Origin of the sequence: Actinoplanes sp. NPDC049599, assembly GCF_044465625.1 — a bacterium.
GTDB lineage: Bacteria > Actinomycetota > Actinomycetes > Mycobacteriales > Micromonosporaceae > Actinoplanes.
Window position 1 is genome coordinate 16,635 of record NZ_JBITLX010000020.1, and the last position, 18,881, is coordinate 35,515.

An 18,881-nucleotide genomic window follows, 5' to 3' on the forward strand; every position below is an offset into this window, starting at 1 on the left:
GTGGCGGTCCGCGAGTTCCACCCCTTGCGCGTCGCCGCGGTGGAACGGCTCTGCGACGACGCGGTGGCCGTCACCTTCGACGTGCCCGGCGAGCTGGCCGACCGGTACGCCTTCCGGCCCGGCCAGTCGCTCACCGTGCGGCACACCGCGGGCGGGGCCGACGAGCGCCGCACCTATTCGATCTGCGCGCCCGCCGGGGCCCGCCCGCGCATCGGCGTGCGGGAGGTGCCCGGCGGCGTGGTGTCGTCCTGGCTGGTGCACGGCGTGCGGGCCGGCGACGAGATCGAGGTCGCACCGCCGTCGGGTTCCTTCACCCCTGACCTGGAGGCCGGCGGGCGGCACGTGCTGATCGCCGCCGGCTCCGGCATCACCCCGGTGCTGTCGATCGCCGCCTCCCTGCTCCGGCACCCGGACGCCTGCGTCAGCATCCTCTACGGCAACCGGCGCGCCGACACGGTGATGTTCGCCGAGGACCTCGCCGACCTGAAGGACCTGCACCCGGCCCGGCTCGAACTGGTGCACCTGCTCTCCCGCGAACCCCGCGAGGTCGACCTGCTGACCGGCCGGCTGGACGCGGACAAGCTGCGCACGCTGCTGCCGCTGCTGATCGACGTCCCGGCGGTGGACCACTGGTGGCTGTGCGGGCCGTTCGGCATGGTCACGGCGGCCACGGAGGTCCTCGGCGAACACGGCGTGGAGCCGCGGCGCGTGCACCGCGAGTTGTTCTGGGTGGACGAGGCGCCACCCGAACCGATCCGCGCCGACCGCACCCCGGACGGGCCGAGCAGCGAGGTGACCGTAATGCTCGACGGCCGGTCGACCACGGTCACCGTGCCGGAGGGGAACACCATCCTCGAAGGAGCGCAGAGATCACGGCCGGACCTGCCCTTCGCGTGCAAGGGGGGAGTGTGCGGCACCTGCCGGGCCCGGCTCGTCGAGGGCGACGTGGTGATGCGGCGCAACTTCGCGTTGGAGCCGGCGGAGGTGGCGGCCGGGTTCGTGCTGACCTGCCAGTCGACGCCCACGTCGGCGAAGGTCACCGTCAACTTCGACGACTGAGGGAGGGCGGTCCGGCCGGGGCGACCGGCGGCATCAGGGCGGTCGGCGTGGTCCAGGGTGACCGGTCCGGTCCGGCGGGGGTGACCGGCGGCATCAGGGCGGTCGGCGTGGTCCAGCGTGACCGGCCGGCCGGCCGGGGCGACCGGCGGCATCAGAGGGGTCGGCGTGGTCCAGGGTGACCGGTCCGGCCGGCGCGGATCATGACCCGGTGCGGACCGACGACGACCGGGGTGGCCGGTGCGGTCCGGTTCCGAGGAGTGCGACCAGGGGAGCCAGAGCGGCTGGTGCGACCAGGGCAACCAGTGATGGTGCGGACCCGGGTGGCCGGGGTTGGCTGGTGCGGATCGGTGCGGATCGGTGCGGATGGGCGCGGATCGGCGCGGCCGTGGTGGCTGGTGCGGCGCATGGGCCGATCGCGGGTTGGCGCTGGCACGAGACAGCACACCCATGTGTTGCGGCGACGGCGATCGGCCGCGAATCGCCTCCGAACGTCCCGCCGCCAGACTCTTCGCCGAGCTGCGCCGGATCCAGAACTGCCGGGCCGCCCGGAGTGCAGCACCACGATCATCACTGGCGGGTGCAGATCGCGATCCCATCCGGCGCAGCTACGCCCTCGGGCCGGGAATGCCGATCTCCCTCCGGCATCCTGCCCGCAACTCTCCGTCCTTTCGGCGGGCCGCCGGCGTGTTCCTCCTGGCGACCTTTCTGCCATACCGGATAAGCGCGAAATCGCCCTTCCCCACCCCGAAGCCGCGCTACGGACCGCGCCGACCTGCGGATCATTTCTGCACTGATTGTGAGTTAATCCTCAGGGCTGGGCGGGTCGGCGGGTTTCTGCGTACGGAATGCATATAGTCCTCCGCCCTCAGGAAGGGAAGACAGAATGCGTTTACGCACTGTTCTCACCATCGCGGCGACCGGGGTCGTCGGCGCCGCCGGTCTGCTTGTCGCGCCGTTGACGTTCGCCGCGCAGGCGCCCGGGAATGCCTGTCCCGACGTCGAGGTCATCGGTGCCCGGGGCACTACCGAACGGCCCGGTCTTGGGGTGCTGCTCACGCCGCTCGCCCAGCGGATCACCCGTGAGCTGCCCCAGACGGTGCGGTCCACCGCCGTCGACTATCCGGCCTCCTTCAACTACACGGCCAGCGTGCGGCAGGGCGTGACCAGCCTCGCCGCGGATGTCCGGGAGACCGCGGCGGCTTGTGCGGGCACCAAGTTCGTGCTGGCCGGCTATTCACAGGGCGCCGATGTGGTCGGTGACGCGCTCGTCGGCGGGGCGGTCCGGGGCCGGGCCGTCGCTCAGCCGGCGATTCCCGCGGCGCTTGCCGACCGGGTGGTCGCCGTGCTGCTCTTCGGCGACCCGACGTTCACGGCGGGGGAGGACTTCAACGTCGGCGACGGCACCCGGTCCGGGGTGTTTCCCCGTGGGGCCGGCGGTCTGGATGCGTTCGCGGACCGGACGCAGTCCTTCTGCAACCGCAACGACCGGTTCTGCCAGGGCGGCACCAGCCTGGCCGCGCACCTCGACTACACCAAGTTCCTGGACGACGCGACCGACTTCGTCTCCCAACAACTGAACTGAGACCCACAGAACTGGGACCCGTCAGCGCAGAAGCCTGAACCCGGGCAAGTCCCCCGCAGCCCCAGGCGGCGGGGGCCTTGCCGCGCTGCCCGCCGGTCCGCAATGGACACCGGAGCCACTCGGCCCGGAACAAGCCACGCAGCAGACCCGCCTCAACCCCCACCCAGCTGCTCACCCAACCCGGTCCGCAGATACTCCAACCTCCGCCCCACCCGAGACCCCGTGACCAACCCGGCGTCGCGCAGGGTCGTCAGATGATGCGACGCCGTGGCCGCCGCCAGCCCCAGCGCCTCCGCCACCTCCCCCGTGCTGTGCGGCACCGCCAGCAGCGTCAGCACCGCCGCCCGGGTCGGCCCCAGCAACGCCGCCAGCGCCTCCGTCGGCGAGCTGCGCACGCTCCCGTCCCACAGGGCTCCGTACCCCCGCGGCGGATACCACAACGCCCTTGCCTGCCGTGGTTCCGTCAGCGCGAACACCTTCGGCCCGGCGAAACTGGACGGCAACAGGGTCAGCCCGTGGCCGTCCAGGCCGAGGTCGTCCGCCTGGTCGCCGTACCCGATGCGCAGGGTTGTCTCGTCCCAGCTCAGGCTCGGGTGCAGGTCCCGGACCAGGGTTCTCGGGCCGTGCTCGGCCGCCGAGCGGGCGCGGTGGGTGATCTCCGCCTCCGCCGCCGCGCGCAGCCGCGGCCAGTACGGCGCCAGCGCCAGGTCGAAGTACTGGCGGATCTCCCGGAGCAGCACCGCCAGCCCGCCCGCCGGGTCCCGGGTGAAGCGGGCGATGACCGGTGGCACGTCCGCCGTCCCGCGCCAGGCGTGGGTCACCTCGTACGCCACCCGGTCCAGCGGGGTGGCCGCGATCATCGCCAGCTCGTCGCGGAGCAGCGGGCGGGCGACCGGTGGCACCGGGCTCAGGAAGTCCGGCACCCAGCCGTTCGGGCGGGACACCACCGCCAGGAACGTCTCCGGGCGGGCCGTGGCCAGCACCGGGCGCACCTGCGCGCGCCAGGAGGCGTACATCCAAGAACTGGTCCGGTTTGGTCAGGGCCACGCTGCTGGCGATCACCTCCGCCATCGGGGAGTGGGCGAACCGGACGCCCGCGAGATCGGCGGGGGCGAATGCGAGCCGGATCATCCGTCCATTCGAGCACGGTCGAACGGCTCCGGCCATCGGGTCGGCGACCGTACGGTCGCGGCATGCGATATGTGCACCTCGGCCGTACCGGTCTGCGGGTCTCGCGGCTCTGCCTCGGCACGATGAACTTCGGCTGGCAGATCGGCGAGCCCGAGTCCCACGCGGTCCTCGACCGCGCCCTCGGCGCGGGGATCAACTTCGTGGACACCGCCGACATGTACGGCCGGGAGACCGGCGACGGGCTCAGCGAGCGGTTCATCGGGAGCTGGTTCGACCGGTCCGGGGCCCGCGACAAGATCGTGCTCGCCACCAAGGCCTACGCGCCGATGAGCGACTGGCCCAACGACGGCGGCCTCAGCGCCCGGCACCTGATCGCCTCCTGCGAGGCCTCGCTGCGCCGGTTGCGCACCGACTGGATCGACATCTTCCAGCTGCACCACGTGCAGCGGGAAACCCCGTGGGAGGAGATCTGGCAGGCGCTGGAGACGCTCACCGGGCAGGGCAAGATCCGGTACGCCGGTTCGTCGAACTTCGCCGGCTGGCATCTGGCCCGGGCGCAGGCCGCCGCCGACAAACGCCACTATCTCGGGCTGGTCAGCGAGCAGCCCAAGTACAACCTGCTCACCCGGCACGTGGAGCTGGAGGTGCTGCCGGCGGCCCGGGAGCTGGGCATCGGCATCCTGCCGTACTCGCCGTTGCACTTCGGCGCGCTGTCCGGCGCGTTGCGCAAGCAGCGCGAGGGCGTCGCCGGGCGCAGCGTCCTGCACGCGCCGGAGCGGGTCGAGCCGCACCGGGACGCCCTGGAACGGTTCGAGAAGCTGTGCGCCGGCCTCGGCCAGGAGCCCACCACGGTCGCGCTCGCCTGGCTGCTGGGCCGGCCCGGCGTCACCGCGCCGGTGCTCGGGCCGCGGACGCCGGAGCAGCTCGATCTGCCGCTGCTCGCGCTCGACACCGAGCTGTCCGCGGAGACCCTGGACGCGCTGGACCTGATCTTCCCGCCCGTCGGCAACGGCGGTCCGGGCCCTGAGGCGTGGGCGTGGTGACGGGGGTACGCCTCAGGGCCCGGTTTCCCTCACGAGCGGCCGTGCCGCGCCGATACCTGGGCTTGTGCAAGCTGCGGAGTTCGACGACAGCGACGCGGAGTACTGGGCGCGGCAGATCCGGATCGGCGCCGCGGTCGCCGCCGGGGTGACGCTGCTCGGCTGCGTCCGGGTGGGCGTGGACTGGGGCGCGGATCAGCGCTGGCTGATCGTCCCGGTGCTGGGCGCGGCCGTCGTGCAGGTGGTGGCCGCGTTCCTGCCGTGGGTCCGGCTGGTCCGCCGCCCGGCGCTGCGCGGCTGGCTGATCCTCTGGTGGGTCGCCGAGCTGCCGATGCTCTTCGTCTTCTCCCGGATCGACCGGGACGGGCTGATGCTCTACCTGCCCGGCTCGGCCCTGATCATGGTGACCGCCGCGGCGCTCTACGGCCCCGCGGTGGTGGTGAGCCTCGGCGTGCTGGCCGTGGCCGGCTATCTCGCGCTGCTGCCGGCGGTGACCGGCGTCAACGCGGTCTCGGTGGTCTCCCTGGTCGCCATCATGTCCTGCCTGGTGACGTTCAACTCGATCAACGCGCGCAGCCGGCGGCGGCTGGACGCCCGGCGCAAGGCCGCCGAGCACCGCACCGAGATGCTGCTCGAGGCCGCGTCGGACGCCGTGTTCGCGATCGACGGCAACGGCAATTTCCGGTACGCCAGCCCGTCCGCCCAGCGCCTGTTCGGGCTCACCCGCGCCGAGGTCACCGGCAAGGCGATGGTCGCGCTGGCCCACCCCGACGAACTGGCCGGCCTGCGCGCCTGGATGGGGTCGCTGTTCGCCGTGCCGGGCGGCACCGCGCGCACCGAGGCGCGGTTGCGCCGCCCCGACGGCAGCTGGCTGCACCTCGACGTCATCGGCACCAACCGGGTCGACGATCCGGCCCTGCGCGCCGCCGTGATCAGCCTACGCGACATCGGCCGGCGCAAGGAGCTGGAGGAGCAGCTCAGCCGGCAGGCGTTCACCGACTCGCTGACCGGGCTGCCCAACCGGGCGCTGTTCCGCGACCGGCTGGCGCAGGCCGTCGAGCGCCGCGCCGGCGCGGCGGTGACCGTGCTGCTCATCGACCTGGACGACTTCAAGCTGGTCAACGACAACCTCGGGCACAGCGCCGGCGACCAGCTGCTGGCCACGCTCGCCGGGCGGCTGCGCGCCGAGATGCGTCCCGGCGACACCCTGGCCCGGCTCGGCGGCGACGAGTTCGCCATCCTGGTCGAGGACCTGGCGCCGGGCGAGGCCGAGGCGCTCGCCGAACGGCTGCTGCGGGCCGGCCGGGAGCAGGTCCGGCTGGACAGCCGCGACGTCGCCTGCTCGCTGAGCATCGGCATCGCCCACGGCGACCGCCCCGCCGAGCAACTGCTGCGCGATGCCGACCTGGCCATGTACGCCGCCAAGCGCAACGGCCGCAACGCCTACGCGGTGTTCGACCCGTCGATGTCACGGTCGGTGCTGGAGGAGGCCCAGCAGCGCGTCGACATGGAACGGGGCCTGGAGCAGGACCAGTTCGTGCTGCTGTACCAGCCCGTGGTGGACCTGATCACGCAACGGATCGCCGGGGTCGAGGCGCTGGTGCGGTGGCGGCACCCCGAGGACGGGTTGCTCAGCCCGTACCAGTTCATCGCGACGGCCGAGGCGAACGGCCTGATCGTGCCGCTGGGCCGGTGGGTGCTGCGCGAGGCGTGCGCGCAGCTCGCGCGCTGGCAGCGCGAGACCCCGGCCGCGGCCGGGCTGAAGATGAACGTCAACCTGTCCGCGCGGCAGTTCCAGTACGCCGGCCTGGTCGCGGACGTGGCCGCGGCGATCGCCGACGCCGGCATCGCGGCCGGCGCGCTGACGCTGGAGATCACCGAGTCGATGCTGATGGAGGACGTCACCGGGGCGATCGAGACGCTGGGCGCGCTGCGGGCCCTGGGCGTGCGGCTGGCGATCGACGACTTCGGCACCGGGTACTCGTCGCTGAACTACCTCAAGCAGCTGCCGGTCGACATCATCAAGATTGACAAGACCTTCGTGGACCAGGTCGACACCGACGCGGACGACGTGGCGCTGGTGGACGCGGTGGTGGGGCTCGGCCAGGCGCTGCGGCTGCAGACCGTGGCCGAGGGCATCGAGACCGACGGGCAGTGGCTGATGCTCCGGCAGATCGGCTGCGACCAGGGCCAGGGCTACCTGTTCGGCCGCCCGGGCGACGCGGCGTCGGTGATCGGCCTGCTGACCCGCGAACCGGCCACCGCCGAACGCTGACACCGGGCGGCCGGACGGTGCCGCCCGGCCGCGGGCGAGCAGGCGCGCCGCTGTCAGGCCGGGAGCTGGCAGAGGGCGAAGATCTGGCTCTCCGGCGGCGTCCCCGCGGGGGTGAACTGCACGGTCTTGATGCTCTCGACCCGGAAGCCGGCCTCGGTCAGCTTCGCGGCGAGCTGGTCCTGCGGGTACCCGGTCACGAACACCGGCACGCCCAGGAACTCCAGCGGCAGGCTGTCGGTGTCCATGTCGACCATGCTCAGCGCGAACCAGCCGCCCGGCTCCAGCCAGCCCTTGATCGCGACCAGGGTCTGCTCGATCTCGGCGCGGCTCAGCATGAGCAGCGAGAAGAACGCGGTGACGGCGCCGAACGTGCCGAAGTCGGCGGCCAGCTTGCGGACGTCGGCGTGCACGAACTCGGCGGCCGGCACCTGCTCGCGGGCCAGCTTGAGCATGCCCTCGGAGATGTCCACGCCGACGACCCGGCGCCCGGCGGCGGTGAGGGCTCGCGCGGTCGGCACGCCGGTGCCGCAGCCCAGGTCGAGAACGGGCGAGCCGGCCGGCGCCAGGGTGTCGATCTGCGCGATCGCCGCGGCCTGGAACGGGTTGTGGCTGTGCTCGCCCTGGTAGAGCTCGGCGAGCTGATCGAATGCCTCCATGCGCCGCAACCTACGGTACGGACCGGCGAAGATCTACCACCGTACGTCCTTAGTGGACGAATCTTCGGCCGGTGCCGTCCGGCGGTCAGGGGCGGCGCAGCACCGACAGTTCCAGGATCGCCGGCATCGGGGCCACGCCCGGGCCACCCGCGCGGACCCAGGCGGTGATGTCCTCCTCGATCGCGTCGTCCGCGACCAGCCCGAACCACACGGCCCGGACCCCCTGGCGGCGGGCGGCGGGCTCCGGGTGGACCACGATGACGTTGGCCTCCGCGCAGGCGTCGAGGCATTCGCTCACCCGTACCCGGTGCGGCGCCGGCAGCGCCTCGCGCAGCCGGACCAGCTGACCGTCGTGGTCGACCTGCGGGTGCTTGCGCGGGTTGCCGCAGCAGCAGTCCCGGCACACCGTGACCGTGCAGCCCGGTGTCATCGTTCTCCTCGTTGCCGGCACCCGCTGGACCTTAGCCGGTGGCGGCCGGTGCCGCCCGGCGGAGAGGCGCAGACAACAGGTCGCGCGGCCACCGAACCGGTGACCGCGCGAACGGGTTGTCGCTGTCGTCAGTCCCGGGCACCCGCCCGGCGGCGCCGGGTCGCGCCGATGATGACCAGGCCGGAGAGCACCAGCAGCGCCCCGCCGAGGATGATCGTCATCGAGTTCGCGCCGGTCAGCGCGAGCTTCGAGGGGTCGGCGGTCTGCACGTTCGGCTCCGCCTGCAGGTCCGGCGCGCCGTCGTCGCCGCTGTCGGCGTTCGACACGCTCTCGGCGGCCGGTGCGGTGGTCTTCTTCTTCGTCGGGGTCGGCTCGGCGGTCTTGCCGGCCACGGCCTGCGCGGGGCTCTCGGCGTCGGCGTCCGCGTCGGCGTCCGCGTCCGCGTCGGCCTCGTCCTCGTCCTCGTTGCCGGTGGCCGTCGCGGGCTTGGTGGTCTTGGCGGGCTTCGGCGCGGTCGTGCCGGCCTTCGGCGGGATCGTCACGGTGCCGGTCTTCGGCGGCGTCGTGCCGGTCTCGGTCCTCGGCGTCGCGGTGGCGCCGGGGTTCGGCTCCTCGCCCTGGTCACCGCCGCCGTTGTTGTCCCCGCCGTTGCCGCCCTCGTCCTGGCCGTTGTCACCACCGTTGTCGCCGCCGCCGTTGTCGCCGCCGCCGTTGTCGGCCGGCGGAGTGGCCGGGGGCTCCTCCTCGGCGGGCGGCTCCTCGTCCTGGCCGCCGCCCGCGACCCTGACGCGGACCGCGTCCAGGGCCGGGGTCTGGTTGGCGCGCTGCATCATCGGGATCCGGTGCGAGCCGTCGCCGGCCCACGAGGCGCACTGGGCGATGCCCTCCTGCGGCAGGCCCGGGACCTGGATGGTGACGGTGTCGGGCTGGGCGCCGCCCTTCTTGTCCTCGGTGGCGACGAAGAACGCGGGCACCGGGGCGGGGTCGGGCGCCTCGTCGGTGGCCGACAGCATCCGGCAGGCGGTGTGGAAGTGGCCACGCACCAGGCCCTCGCCGGTGAGCACCGAACTCTCCACGTAGTAGCCGCCCTGCCCGGCCGCGAGGAACCGGTCGCGGACCAGGTTGCGGGTGCTGACCTTGAGGGTGAACGGGGTGTTCGCCCGGACCTCCCGCGGGAACTCGGTGATCAGCAGCGTCGGGTTGCGGGCCTGGTCGCCGACCTCACCGAACTCGGTGGAGACGCAGCGGTTGCCGTTCTGGAAGCCGTCGTGCGCGTCCAGGTCGCTGTCCTCGCAGCTGTCGGCGAGGATCTGCAGCCCGTTGACCTGCGTGACGGTGGTCTTGCCGGTGGTGCACTCCGTCGCGGGCTCGGGCGCGGGGGCCTTCTCGCCCTTGGCCAGCTGCCCGTCGCCCTTGTGCTGGACGTCGCCGTCCTTGTCGGTGTAGGTGCCGACCTTCGGGTCGGTCGCGGCTCCCTTGCCGGCCGGCGCGGCCGCGTCGGCGGCGGGCGCCTGGCAGGCCACGGTCTTGCTCTCGTCCGCGTTGGAGATCTGGGTGACACCGATCACCCCGCCGAAGGCGATCAGTACGGCGACCGCGGCGATGATGCGACGGTCCGGGCCCCGGCGTTGGGCGGCCCGACGGTAAGTCGGCCTTCGCATGGGTGGCACCTCTTCTGTAACCAATTTCGGTGGCGGGTGTGCCGGTTGCGGGGAGCCCTATCCGGGCCCGCGCGCCACCGGCACCCAGACGTTAGGAGCCGGCCGCTGCTGACACCAATTTCCCAGCGAAACTTGAGGCATTCTTACGGTGGAATTAATGCAAAAATATGGGTCCCGCGGTGAACTCCTGGCATCGGTCGTTCGGCCGATGTCCGGCCTCCTCCGAACGGTGGAGGTGGCCGGGCTGGGGGACGCGTGCCGAGCGTACCCAGGGAAAGCCCGCCCGAGGATCACCCGGGCGGGCAGACCACGTGTCAGGACGCCGGTTCGGCGGTGACGACAATGTTGTCGCGATAATGGCGGGTCTTGGCATCGAACGGTCCGCCGCAGGTGATCAGCGTCAATCGCGGTGCCCCGTCCCGGGCGAAATACCTGTCCAGCGGAATGCGCGTCTTGCGGTACCGCTCCCGGGCGACCACGGTGAACTCGCGGTCCGCGCCGCCGGTCCCGGCCAGGCTCACGGTGTCGCCCGGCTCCAGGCTGCTGAGCCGGAAGAACGCACCCTCGCCCTGGTCCGCGCTGTCGACGTGGCCCGCGACCACGATCGAGCCCGCCGTCGCGGTCATCCCGGGCCCGAACCGGTACCAGCCGACCCGGTCGACGCTGGGCGGCACGTCGAACTCGCCGGTCTCCGCGTCCACCCCCACCGCCGCGACCGTGGCGTCCAGCTTCAGCGCGGGGATCCGCAGCCGGGCCGGCGCCGCCTCCTCCGCCGGGGCGGTCGCCTCGGCGGAGGAAGCGGTGGTGGAAGCGGGCGTGGACGGCGCCGGTGCGGCCGACGCCAGGGCGGTGACCGCCGCGGCGCCCACGGTCGGCGCCGGCCGGGCGAGGAAGGCGGCCACGCCCACCACCGTCACCAGCACCAGGCCGGCGACGATGAGGAGCGGGGCGCGCCCGCGTGAGCCCGGGCTCATCGGCGGCCCGGCACCAGCCGGCGTGCGCCGAGGGCCAGCATCAGCAGGCCGGCCGCGGCGACCGCGTACCAGGTGAGGCCCAGGCCGGTGCCGGCCGCGCCGCCGGTGCCGCTCGGCACGCCGCCCGGCGCGGAGTGCAGCCCGGTGATCGACTGGGTGACCAGGTCGAGGGTCTTGTCCTCGGCCGAGCCGATGGCGTAGACGATCGTCGCGGTGCCCTCCTTCAGGTCGAGGTCCGCCGGGCCGATCGCCACGGTGTCGGTGCCGGCCAGCACCACGTCGGCCTCGACGCTGCCGGCGGGCAGGTCGGCCTTGGCCTCGTTCGGGTTGGTCAGGTTCTCGAAGACCGGCTTGCCGCCCGCGCGCACGTCGACGGCCGGCGCCGCCGCGGTGTGCCGCACGATGATCCGGGCCTGGCCCGCGGCGACCTTCTTGACGTCGTTGACGAACGGGGTGAGCGCGGGCTCGCCGGCCTCGCTCAGGTGCGCGACGAGGCTGATGTTCGCGCCGCCCGGGATCTCGGCATCGTCGACCGTGAGCAGGGCCTTGCTGATATCGTCACCGGGCTTGGTCAGCGCGATGTCGTAGCTGCCCTCCTCCAGCGACAGCGGGCCCGCGACCTTGCCGGGCGCGAAGTCCGGCAGGGTCTTCTCGCCGTTGACGTAGACGTCGACGTTCTGCCCGGGAATGCCGTGCACGACGGAGACCTGGGAGGTGGCGGCGAACGCCGGGGTGGCGGTCAGGGCGGCGAGGCCGCCGAAGGTGACCAGGGCGGCCGTACCGACAGCGGCGGCGCGGCGCAGGGGCGACAAGCGCATCGAAGTTCTCCTCGGGGTTTCGGGTCCGGGGTCGGACACCCGGTGGTTTCGTTCGCTCCGGCGCGGCCGGATGCACCGCGAAAAAATTGATTTCGCTGCATCCACGGCCCGGCCGGGGAGCGAATGAGCAGGTGGAAAGGGGGCCGATGAAACCCGACGACGAACTCGCCGAACGCTTCCGGGCGGGCGACGAGCATGCGCTGCGCCTGGCGTACGACAGATACGGCGGCGCGGTGCTCTATCTCGGCGTACGCCTGCTGGGCAACCGGGCCGACGCGGAGGACGTGACCCAGACGACCTTCGTGGCGGCCTGGCAGGGCCGGGGTACGTTCGACCCGGAGCGGGGCGGCATGCTCGGCTGGTTGCTCGGCATCGCGCGGCGCAAGGCGGTCGACCGGCTGCGTTCGGCGGCCCGCGAGGAGCGGGTGGCCACGACGGTACGGGCCCAGCCCATGGCCGACGAGGAGAGCCCGGAACGCGTGCTGGACCGCCTGGTCGTCGCCGACGAGCTGGCCCAGCTGCCCGCGGAGCAGCGCCGCAGCCTGGAGCTGGCCTTCTACGACGACCTGACCCATCCCCAGATAGCGGCGCTGACCGGGCTGCCGCTGGGCACGGTGAAGAGTCACATCCGGCGCGGCATGGCGAATCTACGACGACGGTGGGAGGTGGACGGTGCAGCATCTGGATCCCGATCGGCTGGTCCTTCTCGCGCTCTCTGAGGAGGCCGCCGACACCGACGAGTCCGTCCACCTGGCCGAGTGCCCCGGGTGCAGCGCGGAGATCGACGAGCTCCGGCACGTCGCCGAGCTGGGCGCGGAGACGCAGGGCCTGCGGGCGCTGCCGCCGCCGCCCGAACGCGTCTGGGCCGGCATCGAGGCCGCGACCACGGCACCGGTGCGCCGGTTGCCGCAACGGCGGCAGCGGCGCTGGGCGCTGCCCGTGCTGGCCGCGGCGGCTGCCGCGGTGCTGGCAATCGCCGGCACGGTCACCGTGCAGCAGCTCACCGAGCGCACCGAACCGACACCGGTGACCGCCCGGGCCAGCCTGTCCCGGCTGGGCGGGGCGCCGGCGGCGGCGGAGGGCGCGGCCGAGGTCCTCGGTGGCAACCGGTTGCGCCTCGACGTGCGCAATCTGCCGCTGACCACCGGCTTCTACGAGGTGTGGCTGATCGACCCGGACGACACCACCAAGATGATGGCGATGGGCAGCCTGCCGAAGGACGCCGTCGACGTGGTGTTCCCGCTGCCGCCGAACGCGGATCTCAACCGCTACCGGCTGGTCGACGTGTCGGCCGAGCCGAACGACGGCGACGCCGCGCACTCCGGCAAGAGCCTGCTGCGGGGCACGCTCACGAGCTGAGCACGGCGCGGTACCGGGACGCGATCAGCGCGAGCTGGGCGTCCCGGTACTGCCGTATCAGGTCCCCGAGCTCCGGCCGGGCGGCGGCGGCCCGGTCGACCAGCTCGCCGACTGTGCGCAGGGTCGCCGGCACGCCGGCGCACAACGGGTCGAGCTCGGGGTCCTGGAGCCGGCGCAGGTCCGGACGCGCGGCCAGCGTGTGCACCACGGGCAGGGTGGCCCGGCCGGCCGCGAAGTCGTCCGGCAGGTCGAGCACGTCGTCCAGCAGCTGCACCGCGGTGCCGAAGGCCAGCCCGCACTCGGCCAAGCCGTCCTCCGGCGTACCGGTGACGATCGCGCCGAGCCGGGCGGCCGCGCCGAACAGCGTGCCGGTGCGCAGTTCGGCGATGCCGAGCGCGAGGTCGGCGGAGGGCAGCTGGTGGTCGGCCGCCAGGGCCCGCCCGGCGTTGAGGCCGACCACGGCCTCGCCGAGCAGGTCGCCGGCCCCGGCGGCCGCGGCCAGCCGGAACGCCAGCCCGGTCAGCACGTTGCCGGCGAGCAGCGCGACGGCCGCGCCCTCCTTGGCGTCGATGCTGGGCACGCCCTGCAGCAGCCGGGCGTCGTCGTGCACGGCCGTGCCGAGGTGCAGCAGCTCGACCGCGGCCGCCGCGCGGGCGGTGCGCCGGGACGTGCCGGGCCAGGCGCGGCCGGCGACCGCCAGCACGAGCCCGGCCCGCAGCCGCTGGTGCTCGGCGGCCACGATCCGCCGGCACGGTTCCCGCAGCGACTCCGGCACGCTGTCGAGTGCCTCGGTCAGTATCGCCTCGGTGACGGCGAGGCCGTCATCCGTCACCCGGCCACCGCCGCCGGCGGCTCCACCCGGCCCACCCGGCCCACCCGGCCCGCCCGGTGCGCGGCGGCGGGATCCGCCGGCCACCAGAACCGGTCGTCCAGCAGCGTCGCCAGCGCGGGCACCAGGACGGTACGCACGAGCAGCGTGTCCAGCAGCACCCCGAGCCCGACGATGACGCCGATCTGGGTGAGCGTGATGATCGGCAGCACCCCGAGCACGGCGAAGACCGCGGCCAGCAGGACGCCGGCGCTGGTGATCACCGCGCCGGTCGCGGCCAGCGCGTGGATCATGCCGGCCCGGGTGCCCCGGGTGGCGGCCTCCTCGCGGGCCCGGGTGACCAGGAAGATGTTGTAGTCCACACCCAGCGCGACCAGGAACAGGAACGCGTACAGCGGGACCTGGTTGTCCAGGCCGGGATAGCCCAGCACCTCGCGGAACAGCCAGGAGCCGGCGCCCAGGGCGGCCACGAAGCTGGCGATGACCGTGCCGATCAGCAGCACCGCGGCGACGACCGCGCGCAGCAGCACGCCCAGGACCAGCAGCACGACCAGCAGGATCACCGGGACGATGACCCGCAGGTCCCGCCGGGCCGCGTCCTTGGTGTCCATCCCGATCGCCACGCTGCCGCCGACCAGGACGTCGTCGCCGACCGCGGCGCGCAGCGCGCGGATCGCGGTGTAGCTCTCCGGGGTGTCCGGCGCCGCGGTCAGCACCGCGCTGATGCTGACGATCCGGCCGGCCTGCTCGTCGACGCGGGCCTGCGCCACGCCGGGGGTGGCCTGGACGGCGGCCAGGTCCGCGGCCTGCCGCTCCGGGGAGGTGATCACCACGGTGGGGTCGGCGGCCCCGGCGGGGAAGTAGCGGCTCAGCGTGGTCAGGCCGTCGACGGACTCCGCCTCGACCCGGAACTGCTCGGTCTGCGAGAGCCCGAGCCGGGTGCCGATCAGGCCGGTGGACAGCACGCCGAGGACCAGCAGCGAGACGATCGTGACCAGGCCGGGCCGGCGGGCGACGCCGCGGCCGACCCGGGCCCAGATGCCGCGTTCCTGTTCGGCGCCGCCCTCGCCGACGCGCGGGATGAACGGCCAGAACAGCCCGCGGCCGCAGACCACCAGCGCGGCCGGCAGCGCGATCAGAGCGAACAGGGCGGCGACGGCGATGCCCAGCGCCGAGGTCACCCCCAGCGCCACGGTGTCGCTGAGGCTGGCCAGCGCCAGCGTGAGCAGGCTCAGCACGACGGTGACGGCGCTGGCGGCGACGGCCGGGCCGGCCCCGCGCAGCGCCCGGCGCATGGCCTCGCGGCGGTCGGCGTGCTGGTGCAGCTCCTCGCGGTACCGCGAGATGAGCAGCAGGGCGTAGTCGGTGCCCGCGCCGAAGACCAGCACCGTGACGATGCCGACGGTGGACGGGCCGATGGTCAGGTCGGTGTGCCGGGAGACCACGGCGACCAGGCCGCCGGCGACCCGGTCGGCGATGCCGACGACGGCCAGCGGCACCAGCCACAGCACCGGGCTGCGGTACGTGATCAGCAGCAGCAGCGCCACCACGACCACCGTGACGAGCAGCAGGTTGGTGTTGGCGCCGGTGAAGCTGTCGGCGATGTCGGCGGCGAACCCGGCCCCGCCGGTCACCTGCGAGGTCAGCCCGTCCGGCAGCCCGGCGCGGGCGGTCTCCCGCAGGCCGGCGACCTTGGCGATGATGTCGTCGCTGGACAGGTCGGCCGGCAGCGGCACGGCTAGCAGCGCCGCGTCGCGCTTGTCGGAGAGAATCGCCGGCGCCCGGGTGCCGAACGCCTTGCCGTCCGCGGCGATCTTCGCCAGGTCGGCGTCGGTGAGCGCCTGCCCGCCGCGGCTGTAGACCACCAGGGCGGGGTTCTCCTGCCCCGACGGCAGCTGCCGTTGCAGGGCGGCGACCTTGGTCGACTCGGCAGCCGCCGGCAGCGCCGCGGTGGGGTCGTTGGTGGTCCGGGTCTCGCCCGCACCGGCGATGACCGAGCCCCCGACCAGCAGGGCGACGGCTAGCACCAGCCAGGCGGTGAGCCGTCCGGTGAGTGTCCGAAGCACCATCATTCCTCCACGGAAAAGAATCTCGACCATCGAGAGTCTCCACGAATGTGGTGTCATCTGCAACACTGAACGCGTGTATCGGGCGCGGAAGTCGGAGCGGGACAGGCTCCGTGAGGAGATCGTCAACCTGATGCGCTCGTACAGCGTCGAGGCGCAGCACGTGGGGCACGCGTTCGCCCAGCGGCACGGGCTGCACCCGACCGACCTGCAGGCGCTGATCGCGGTGATGCACGCCGAGGGCCGGGGCGCCCCGCTCACCCCGGGCCGGCTGGGCGAGGCGATCGGGCTCTCCTCGGGCGCGACCACCGCGGCGATCGACCGGCTGGAACGCGCCGGCCACCTGCGCCGCACCCGGGAGAGCACCGACCGCCGGGTGGTCCACCTGCGGTACGGCGAGCCCGGCATGAAGCTGGCCATGGAGTTCTTCGGCCCGCTGGGCAAGCGCACCGACAAGGTGATGGCGGACTTCACCGACGAGGACCTGGCCCTGGTCGGCCGCTTCCTGCGGGGCATGAACGAGGCCCTGGCGGAGCACCGCACCGAGGTCCGCGCCGGCGACTGACCCGGCCGCACCGTCCGATGTGGTGCCGTGCCGCCCGGCGCGCCGCGTGACAGGGGGAGACTTCCGCACCGGGTCTGCGTCACGATGGGAGCGGCGGGAAGGAGACCCCGATGGCAATGGTGCACGGCACGGTCGCCCCCGGATACGAGAAGGTCCGCGAGGTCTTCGCCGCGGAGCTGGCCCGGCTCGGTGACCTCGGCGCGCAGCTGGCGGTGCTCCGGCACGGCCGGCCGGTGGTCGACCTCTGGACCGTCGACCCGCGGGAGCTGACCGGGCTGCTGTCGGTGACCAAGGGCGCGGCCTTCCTGGTCGTCGCGCTGCTGGTGCAGGACGGCGTCATCGACCTGAACCGCTCGGTGCGGCACTACTGGCCGCAGTTCACCCCCGACGTGACCGTGCGCGAGCTGCTCGGGCACCGGGCCGGGCTGATCGGGGTGGACGGCGGGTTCGGCCCGGGCGAGCTGGCCGACGACCGGATCATCGCCGAGCGGCTGGCCAAGCAGCGGCCGTTCTGGCCGCGCGGCTCCGGCTACGGTTACCACGCGCTGGTGATCGGCGCGCTGGTCGGCGAGATCGTCCGCCGGGTGACCGGGCGGTCCCTGCAGCAGACCTACGAGCAGCGGGTGCGGGCGCCGTACGACATCGACCTGTACCTGGGGCTGCCCGCGGAGCTGGAGCCGCGGTTCCGCCTGCTGCGCCCGCCGGTCGGCAACGAGCCGGGCCCCGACCCGGCCGGCCTGACCGGCATCGCGCTCAACCTGCACGCCGACCCGCCGACCGACCTGACCGTTTTCGCCAACAGCCGCACGGTCCGTGCCCTGGGCCAGGCGTCGGTCGGCGGTGTCGGCAACGCGCGTGGCATCGCGCGGTTGTATGCTGCGGCTCTGTCGGGCCTCAACGGCAGGGAACCGCTGCTGCGCCCGGCGACGACCGTCGAATTCGGCACTGCCGGCGGCCCCGCCCCGGACCTGTTGTCCGGCAGTTCCGGTGACCAGTTCGGCCTCGGTTTCGAGGCCATGACGACTCCCTATCCGTTCCTCGGCCCGGCCGCGTTCGGTCACTTCGGCGCGGCCGGCTCGCTCGGCTTCGCGGCTCCGCGCAGCGGCATCGCGTACGGCTACGCCCGGGACCGCCTCGCCCAGCCCCACGGCGGCGGCGCGGTGGAGAACGATCAGTTCGTGGCGGCTGTCATTCAGGCCGCCGACGCCTGATCGTGGTCTGCCGCACGCCCGCCGGATATCCGGTACTTTCATGATCCACGCAGCGGCGCCGCCCACCGGCGGACGCCGATGAGATGGAGGAACCCAGTGCGGACCCTTGCCCGTACCGCCGCGGCACTGCTGGCGGTCACGACTTTCGCCGGCCTCACGGCCTGCTCGCCGCCCGAGAAGGAGAGCGCGTCCAGCGGCACCGGTGCGGCCACCGCCGCCAGCGCCGCCGACCTCGGTGGCATGGACGCGCTCGTCGCGGCCGCCAAGAAGGAGGGCCAGCTGAACGTCATCGCGCTGCCCCCGGACTGGGCCAACTACGGCGAGATCATCAAGACCTTCGGCGACAAGTACGGCATCAAGGTCAACTCGGCCCAGCCGGACGCCTCCAGCCAGGACGAGATCAACGCCGCGGACCAGCTCAAGGGCCAGGACAAGGCGCCGGACGTGTTCGACCTCGGCAGCGCCGTCGCGACCGCGAACGTGGCCAGGTTCGCCCCGTACAAGGTGGCGACCTGGGCCGAGATCCCGGACGCGCTCAAGGACGCCAACGGCACCTGGACCAACGACTACGGCGGCTACATGTCGATCGGCTACGACAGCAAGAAGGTGCCCGCCCCGGCGAGCGTCGCCGACCTGCTCAAGCCCGAGTACAAGGGCAAGGTCGCGCTCAACGGCGACCCGACCCAGGCCGGCGCCGCGTTCGCCGGCGTGGTGATGGCCGCGCTCGGCAACGGCGGCTCCGCCGACGACATCGCCCCCGGCGTGGAGTTCTTCGGCAAGCTCAAGAAGGCGGGCAACTTCCTGCCGGTCGACCCGACCCCGGCCACCATCGAGTCCGGCCAGACCCCGGTGGTCATCGACTGGGACTACCTCAACGTCTCGCAGGGCGCCAAGCTCACCGGCAAGACCGAGTGGAAGACCGTCGTGCCGGCGAACGCCGTGCTCGGCTCGTACTACGTGCAGGCGATCAGCAAGGACGCCCCGCACCCGGCGGCGGCGCGGCTCTGGCAGGAGTTCCTCTACTCCGACGAGGGCCAGAACCTGTGGCTCAAGGGCGGCGCCCGCCCGGTGCGCGCCGACGCCATGGCCAAGGCGGGCACCATCGACGCCACCGCGTTCGCGGCCCTGCCCAAGGCCGAGGGCACCCCTGTCTTCCAGACCGAGGCGCAGACCACCAAGGCCAAGGAGTACCTGGCGGCCAACTGGGCCAAGGCCATCGGCTGAG

Annotated in this window: 17 protein-coding genes; 9 read left to right on the forward strand and 8 right to left on the reverse strand. The window is 73.2% G+C overall.

Going from position 1 to position 18,881, the window contains the following annotated elements:
* On the forward strand, positions 1 to 1,059 hold the full coding sequence (gene paaE / locus ACIBQZ_RS29185) for a 1,2-phenylacetyl-CoA epoxidase subunit PaaE (protein WP_396092011.1): 1,059 nt from the start codon (positions 1 to 3) through the stop codon (positions 1,057 to 1,059).
* 883 nt (positions 1,060 to 1,942) lie between these two features.
* Positions 1,943 to 2,641, forward strand: a complete 699-nt coding sequence (locus ACIBQZ_RS29190) for a cutinase family protein (RefSeq protein WP_396092012.1) — start codon at positions 1,943 to 1,945, stop codon at positions 2,639 to 2,641.
* Positions 2,642 to 2,793: 152 nt separating this feature from the next.
* Here the strand turns inward: ACIBQZ_RS29190 and ACIBQZ_RS29195 are convergent, their stop codons facing one another.
* Positions 2,794 to 3,657 carry an ArsR/SmtB family transcription factor gene (locus ACIBQZ_RS29195; RefSeq protein ID WP_396092013.1) on the reverse strand — a complete coding sequence of 288 codons (864 nt, stop codon included), beginning with the start codon at positions 3,655 to 3,657 and terminating at the stop codon, positions 2,794 to 2,796.
* Positions 3,658 to 3,834: 177 nt separating this feature from the next.
* Between ACIBQZ_RS29195 and ACIBQZ_RS29200 the strand changes: the two genes are divergently transcribed.
* Together ACIBQZ_RS29200 and ACIBQZ_RS29205 are read left to right on the forward strand one after the other, a co-directional pair.
* Positions 3,835 to 4,815: an aldo/keto reductase gene (locus ACIBQZ_RS29200; RefSeq protein WP_396092014.1), complete on the forward strand. Its 981-nt coding sequence runs from the start codon at positions 3,835 to 3,837 to the stop codon at positions 4,813 to 4,815.
* Between the two features lie 64 nt (positions 4,816 to 4,879).
* Entirely contained in the window at positions 4,880 to 7,087 is a 2,208-nt protein-coding gene (locus tag ACIBQZ_RS29205; RefSeq protein ID WP_396092015.1) for a putative bifunctional diguanylate cyclase/phosphodiesterase, read from the forward strand.
* A gap of 53 nt (positions 7,088 to 7,140) precedes the next feature.
* Here ACIBQZ_RS29205 and ACIBQZ_RS29210 read toward each other — a convergent pair whose 3' ends face one another.
* From ACIBQZ_RS29210 to ACIBQZ_RS29230, 5 genes are all read right to left on the reverse strand, one after another.
* Positions 7,141 to 7,743: a class I SAM-dependent DNA methyltransferase gene (locus ACIBQZ_RS29210; RefSeq protein ID WP_396092016.1), complete on the reverse strand. Its 603-nt coding sequence runs from the start codon at positions 7,741 to 7,743 to the stop codon at positions 7,141 to 7,143.
* Positions 7,744 to 7,828: 85 nt separating this feature from the next.
* Positions 7,829 to 8,173 carry a hypothetical protein gene (locus ACIBQZ_RS29215; RefSeq protein ID WP_396092017.1) on the reverse strand — a complete coding sequence of 115 codons (345 nt, stop codon included), beginning with the start codon at positions 8,171 to 8,173 and terminating at the stop codon, positions 7,829 to 7,831.
* 128 nt (positions 8,174 to 8,301) lie between these two features.
* Complete coding sequence (locus ACIBQZ_RS29220) at positions 8,302 to 9,834, reverse strand: hypothetical protein (protein WP_396092018.1); 1,533 nt, start codon at positions 9,832 to 9,834, stop codon at positions 8,302 to 8,304.
* A 314-nt stretch (positions 9,835 to 10,148) separates the two neighbouring features.
* On the reverse strand, positions 10,149 to 10,808 hold the full coding sequence (locus ACIBQZ_RS29225) for a class F sortase (protein ID WP_396092019.1): 660 nt from the start codon (positions 10,806 to 10,808) through the stop codon (positions 10,149 to 10,151).
* Positions 10,805 to 11,626, reverse strand: coding sequence for a DUF4397 domain-containing protein (locus tag ACIBQZ_RS29230; protein ID WP_396092020.1), 822 nt, complete (start codon positions 11,624 to 11,626; stop codon positions 10,805 to 10,807). The genes ACIBQZ_RS29225 and ACIBQZ_RS29230 overlap by 4 nt, the downstream gene beginning before the upstream one ends.
* A gap of 146 nt (positions 11,627 to 11,772) precedes the next feature.
* Between ACIBQZ_RS29230 and ACIBQZ_RS29235 the strand changes: the two genes are divergently transcribed.
* Together ACIBQZ_RS29235 and ACIBQZ_RS29240 are read left to right on the forward strand one after the other, a co-directional pair.
* Positions 11,773 to 12,345 carry an RNA polymerase sigma factor gene (locus tag ACIBQZ_RS29235; RefSeq protein ID WP_396092021.1) on the forward strand — a complete coding sequence of 191 codons (573 nt, stop codon included), beginning with the start codon at positions 11,773 to 11,775 and terminating at the stop codon, positions 12,343 to 12,345.
* Positions 12,299 to 12,985, forward strand: a complete 687-nt coding sequence (locus tag ACIBQZ_RS29240) for an anti-sigma factor (protein WP_396092022.1) — start codon at positions 12,299 to 12,301, stop codon at positions 12,983 to 12,985. The genes ACIBQZ_RS29235 and ACIBQZ_RS29240 overlap by 47 nt, the downstream gene beginning before the upstream one ends.
* Here the strand turns inward: ACIBQZ_RS29240 and ACIBQZ_RS29245 are convergent.
* Together ACIBQZ_RS29245 and ACIBQZ_RS29250 are read right to left on the reverse strand one after the other, a co-directional pair.
* The gene (locus ACIBQZ_RS29245) at positions 12,975 to 13,817 is read right to left on the reverse strand and encodes a polyprenyl synthetase family protein (protein ID WP_396092023.1); all 843 of its coding nucleotides are present in this window, start codon (positions 13,815 to 13,817) and stop codon (positions 12,975 to 12,977) included. The two genes, ACIBQZ_RS29240 and ACIBQZ_RS29245, sit on opposite strands and share 11 nt — an antisense overlap.
* The gene (locus tag ACIBQZ_RS29250; RefSeq protein ID WP_396092024.1) at positions 13,814 to 15,883 is read right to left on the reverse strand and encodes an MMPL family transporter; all 2,070 of its coding nucleotides are present in this window, start codon (positions 15,881 to 15,883) and stop codon (positions 13,814 to 13,816) included. The genes ACIBQZ_RS29245 and ACIBQZ_RS29250 overlap by 4 nt, the downstream gene beginning before the upstream one ends.
* Before the next feature lie 73 nt (positions 15,884 to 15,956).
* On the opposite strand from ACIBQZ_RS29250, the gene ACIBQZ_RS29255 reads away from it, so the two are divergent.
* From ACIBQZ_RS29255 to ACIBQZ_RS29265, 3 genes are all read left to right on the forward strand, one after another.
* Positions 15,957 to 16,445: a MarR family winged helix-turn-helix transcriptional regulator gene (locus tag ACIBQZ_RS29255; protein ID WP_396092025.1), complete on the forward strand. Its 489-nt coding sequence runs from the start codon at positions 15,957 to 15,959 to the stop codon at positions 16,443 to 16,445.
* A 110-nt stretch (positions 16,446 to 16,555) separates the two neighbouring features.
* Positions 16,556 to 17,656, forward strand: coding sequence for a serine hydrolase domain-containing protein (locus ACIBQZ_RS29260; RefSeq protein WP_396092026.1), 1,101 nt, complete (start codon positions 16,556 to 16,558; stop codon positions 17,654 to 17,656).
* A 96-nt stretch (positions 17,657 to 17,752) separates the two neighbouring features.
* Positions 17,753 to 18,880, forward strand: a complete 1,128-nt coding sequence (locus ACIBQZ_RS29265) for an ABC transporter substrate-binding protein (protein ID WP_396092027.1) — start codon at positions 17,753 to 17,755, stop codon at positions 18,878 to 18,880.
* The last annotated feature ends 1 nt before the right edge of the window (position 18,881 follow it).

What these genes read in the sequence shown, in the direction of transcription:
- ACIBQZ_RS29210 (WP_396092016.1), bottom strand. Translation starts at nt 7,743, where the DNA reads ATGGAGGCATTCGATCAGCTCGCCGAGCTCTACCAGGGCGAGCACAGC.
- ACIBQZ_RS29215 (WP_396092017.1), bottom strand. Translation starts at nt 8,173, where the DNA reads ATGACACCGGGCTGCACGGTCACGGTGTGCCGGGACTGCTGCTGCGGC.
- ACIBQZ_RS29190 (WP_396092012.1), top strand. Translation starts at nt 1,943, where the DNA reads ATGCGTTTACGCACTGTTCTCACCATCGCGGCGACCGGGGTCGTCGGC.
- ACIBQZ_RS29250 (WP_396092024.1), bottom strand. Translation starts at nt 15,883, where the DNA reads ATGGTGCTTCGGACACTCACCGGACGGCTCACCGCCTGGCTGGTGCTA.
- ACIBQZ_RS29225 (WP_396092019.1), bottom strand. Translation starts at nt 10,808, where the DNA reads ATGAGCCCGGGCTCACGCGGGCGCGCCCCGCTCCTCATCGTCGCCGGC.
- ACIBQZ_RS29235 (WP_396092021.1), top strand. Translation starts at nt 11,773, where the DNA reads ATGAAACCCGACGACGAACTCGCCGAACGCTTCCGGGCGGGCGACGAG.
- ACIBQZ_RS29200 (WP_396092014.1), top strand. Translation starts at nt 3,835, where the DNA reads ATGCGATATGTGCACCTCGGCCGTACCGGTCTGCGGGTCTCGCGGCTC.
- ACIBQZ_RS29195 (WP_396092013.1), bottom strand. Translation starts at nt 3,657, where the DNA reads ATGTACGCCTCCTGGCGCGCGCAGGTGCGCCCGGTGCTGGCCACGGCC.
- ACIBQZ_RS29260 (WP_396092026.1), top strand. Translation starts at nt 16,556, where the DNA reads ATGGCAATGGTGCACGGCACGGTCGCCCCCGGATACGAGAAGGTCCGC.
- ACIBQZ_RS29220 (WP_396092018.1), bottom strand. Translation starts at nt 9,834, where the DNA reads ATGCGAAGGCCGACTTACCGTCGGGCCGCCCAACGCCGGGGCCCGGAC.
- ACIBQZ_RS29230 (WP_396092020.1), bottom strand. Translation starts at nt 11,626, where the DNA reads ATGCGCTTGTCGCCCCTGCGCCGCGCCGCCGCTGTCGGTACGGCCGCC.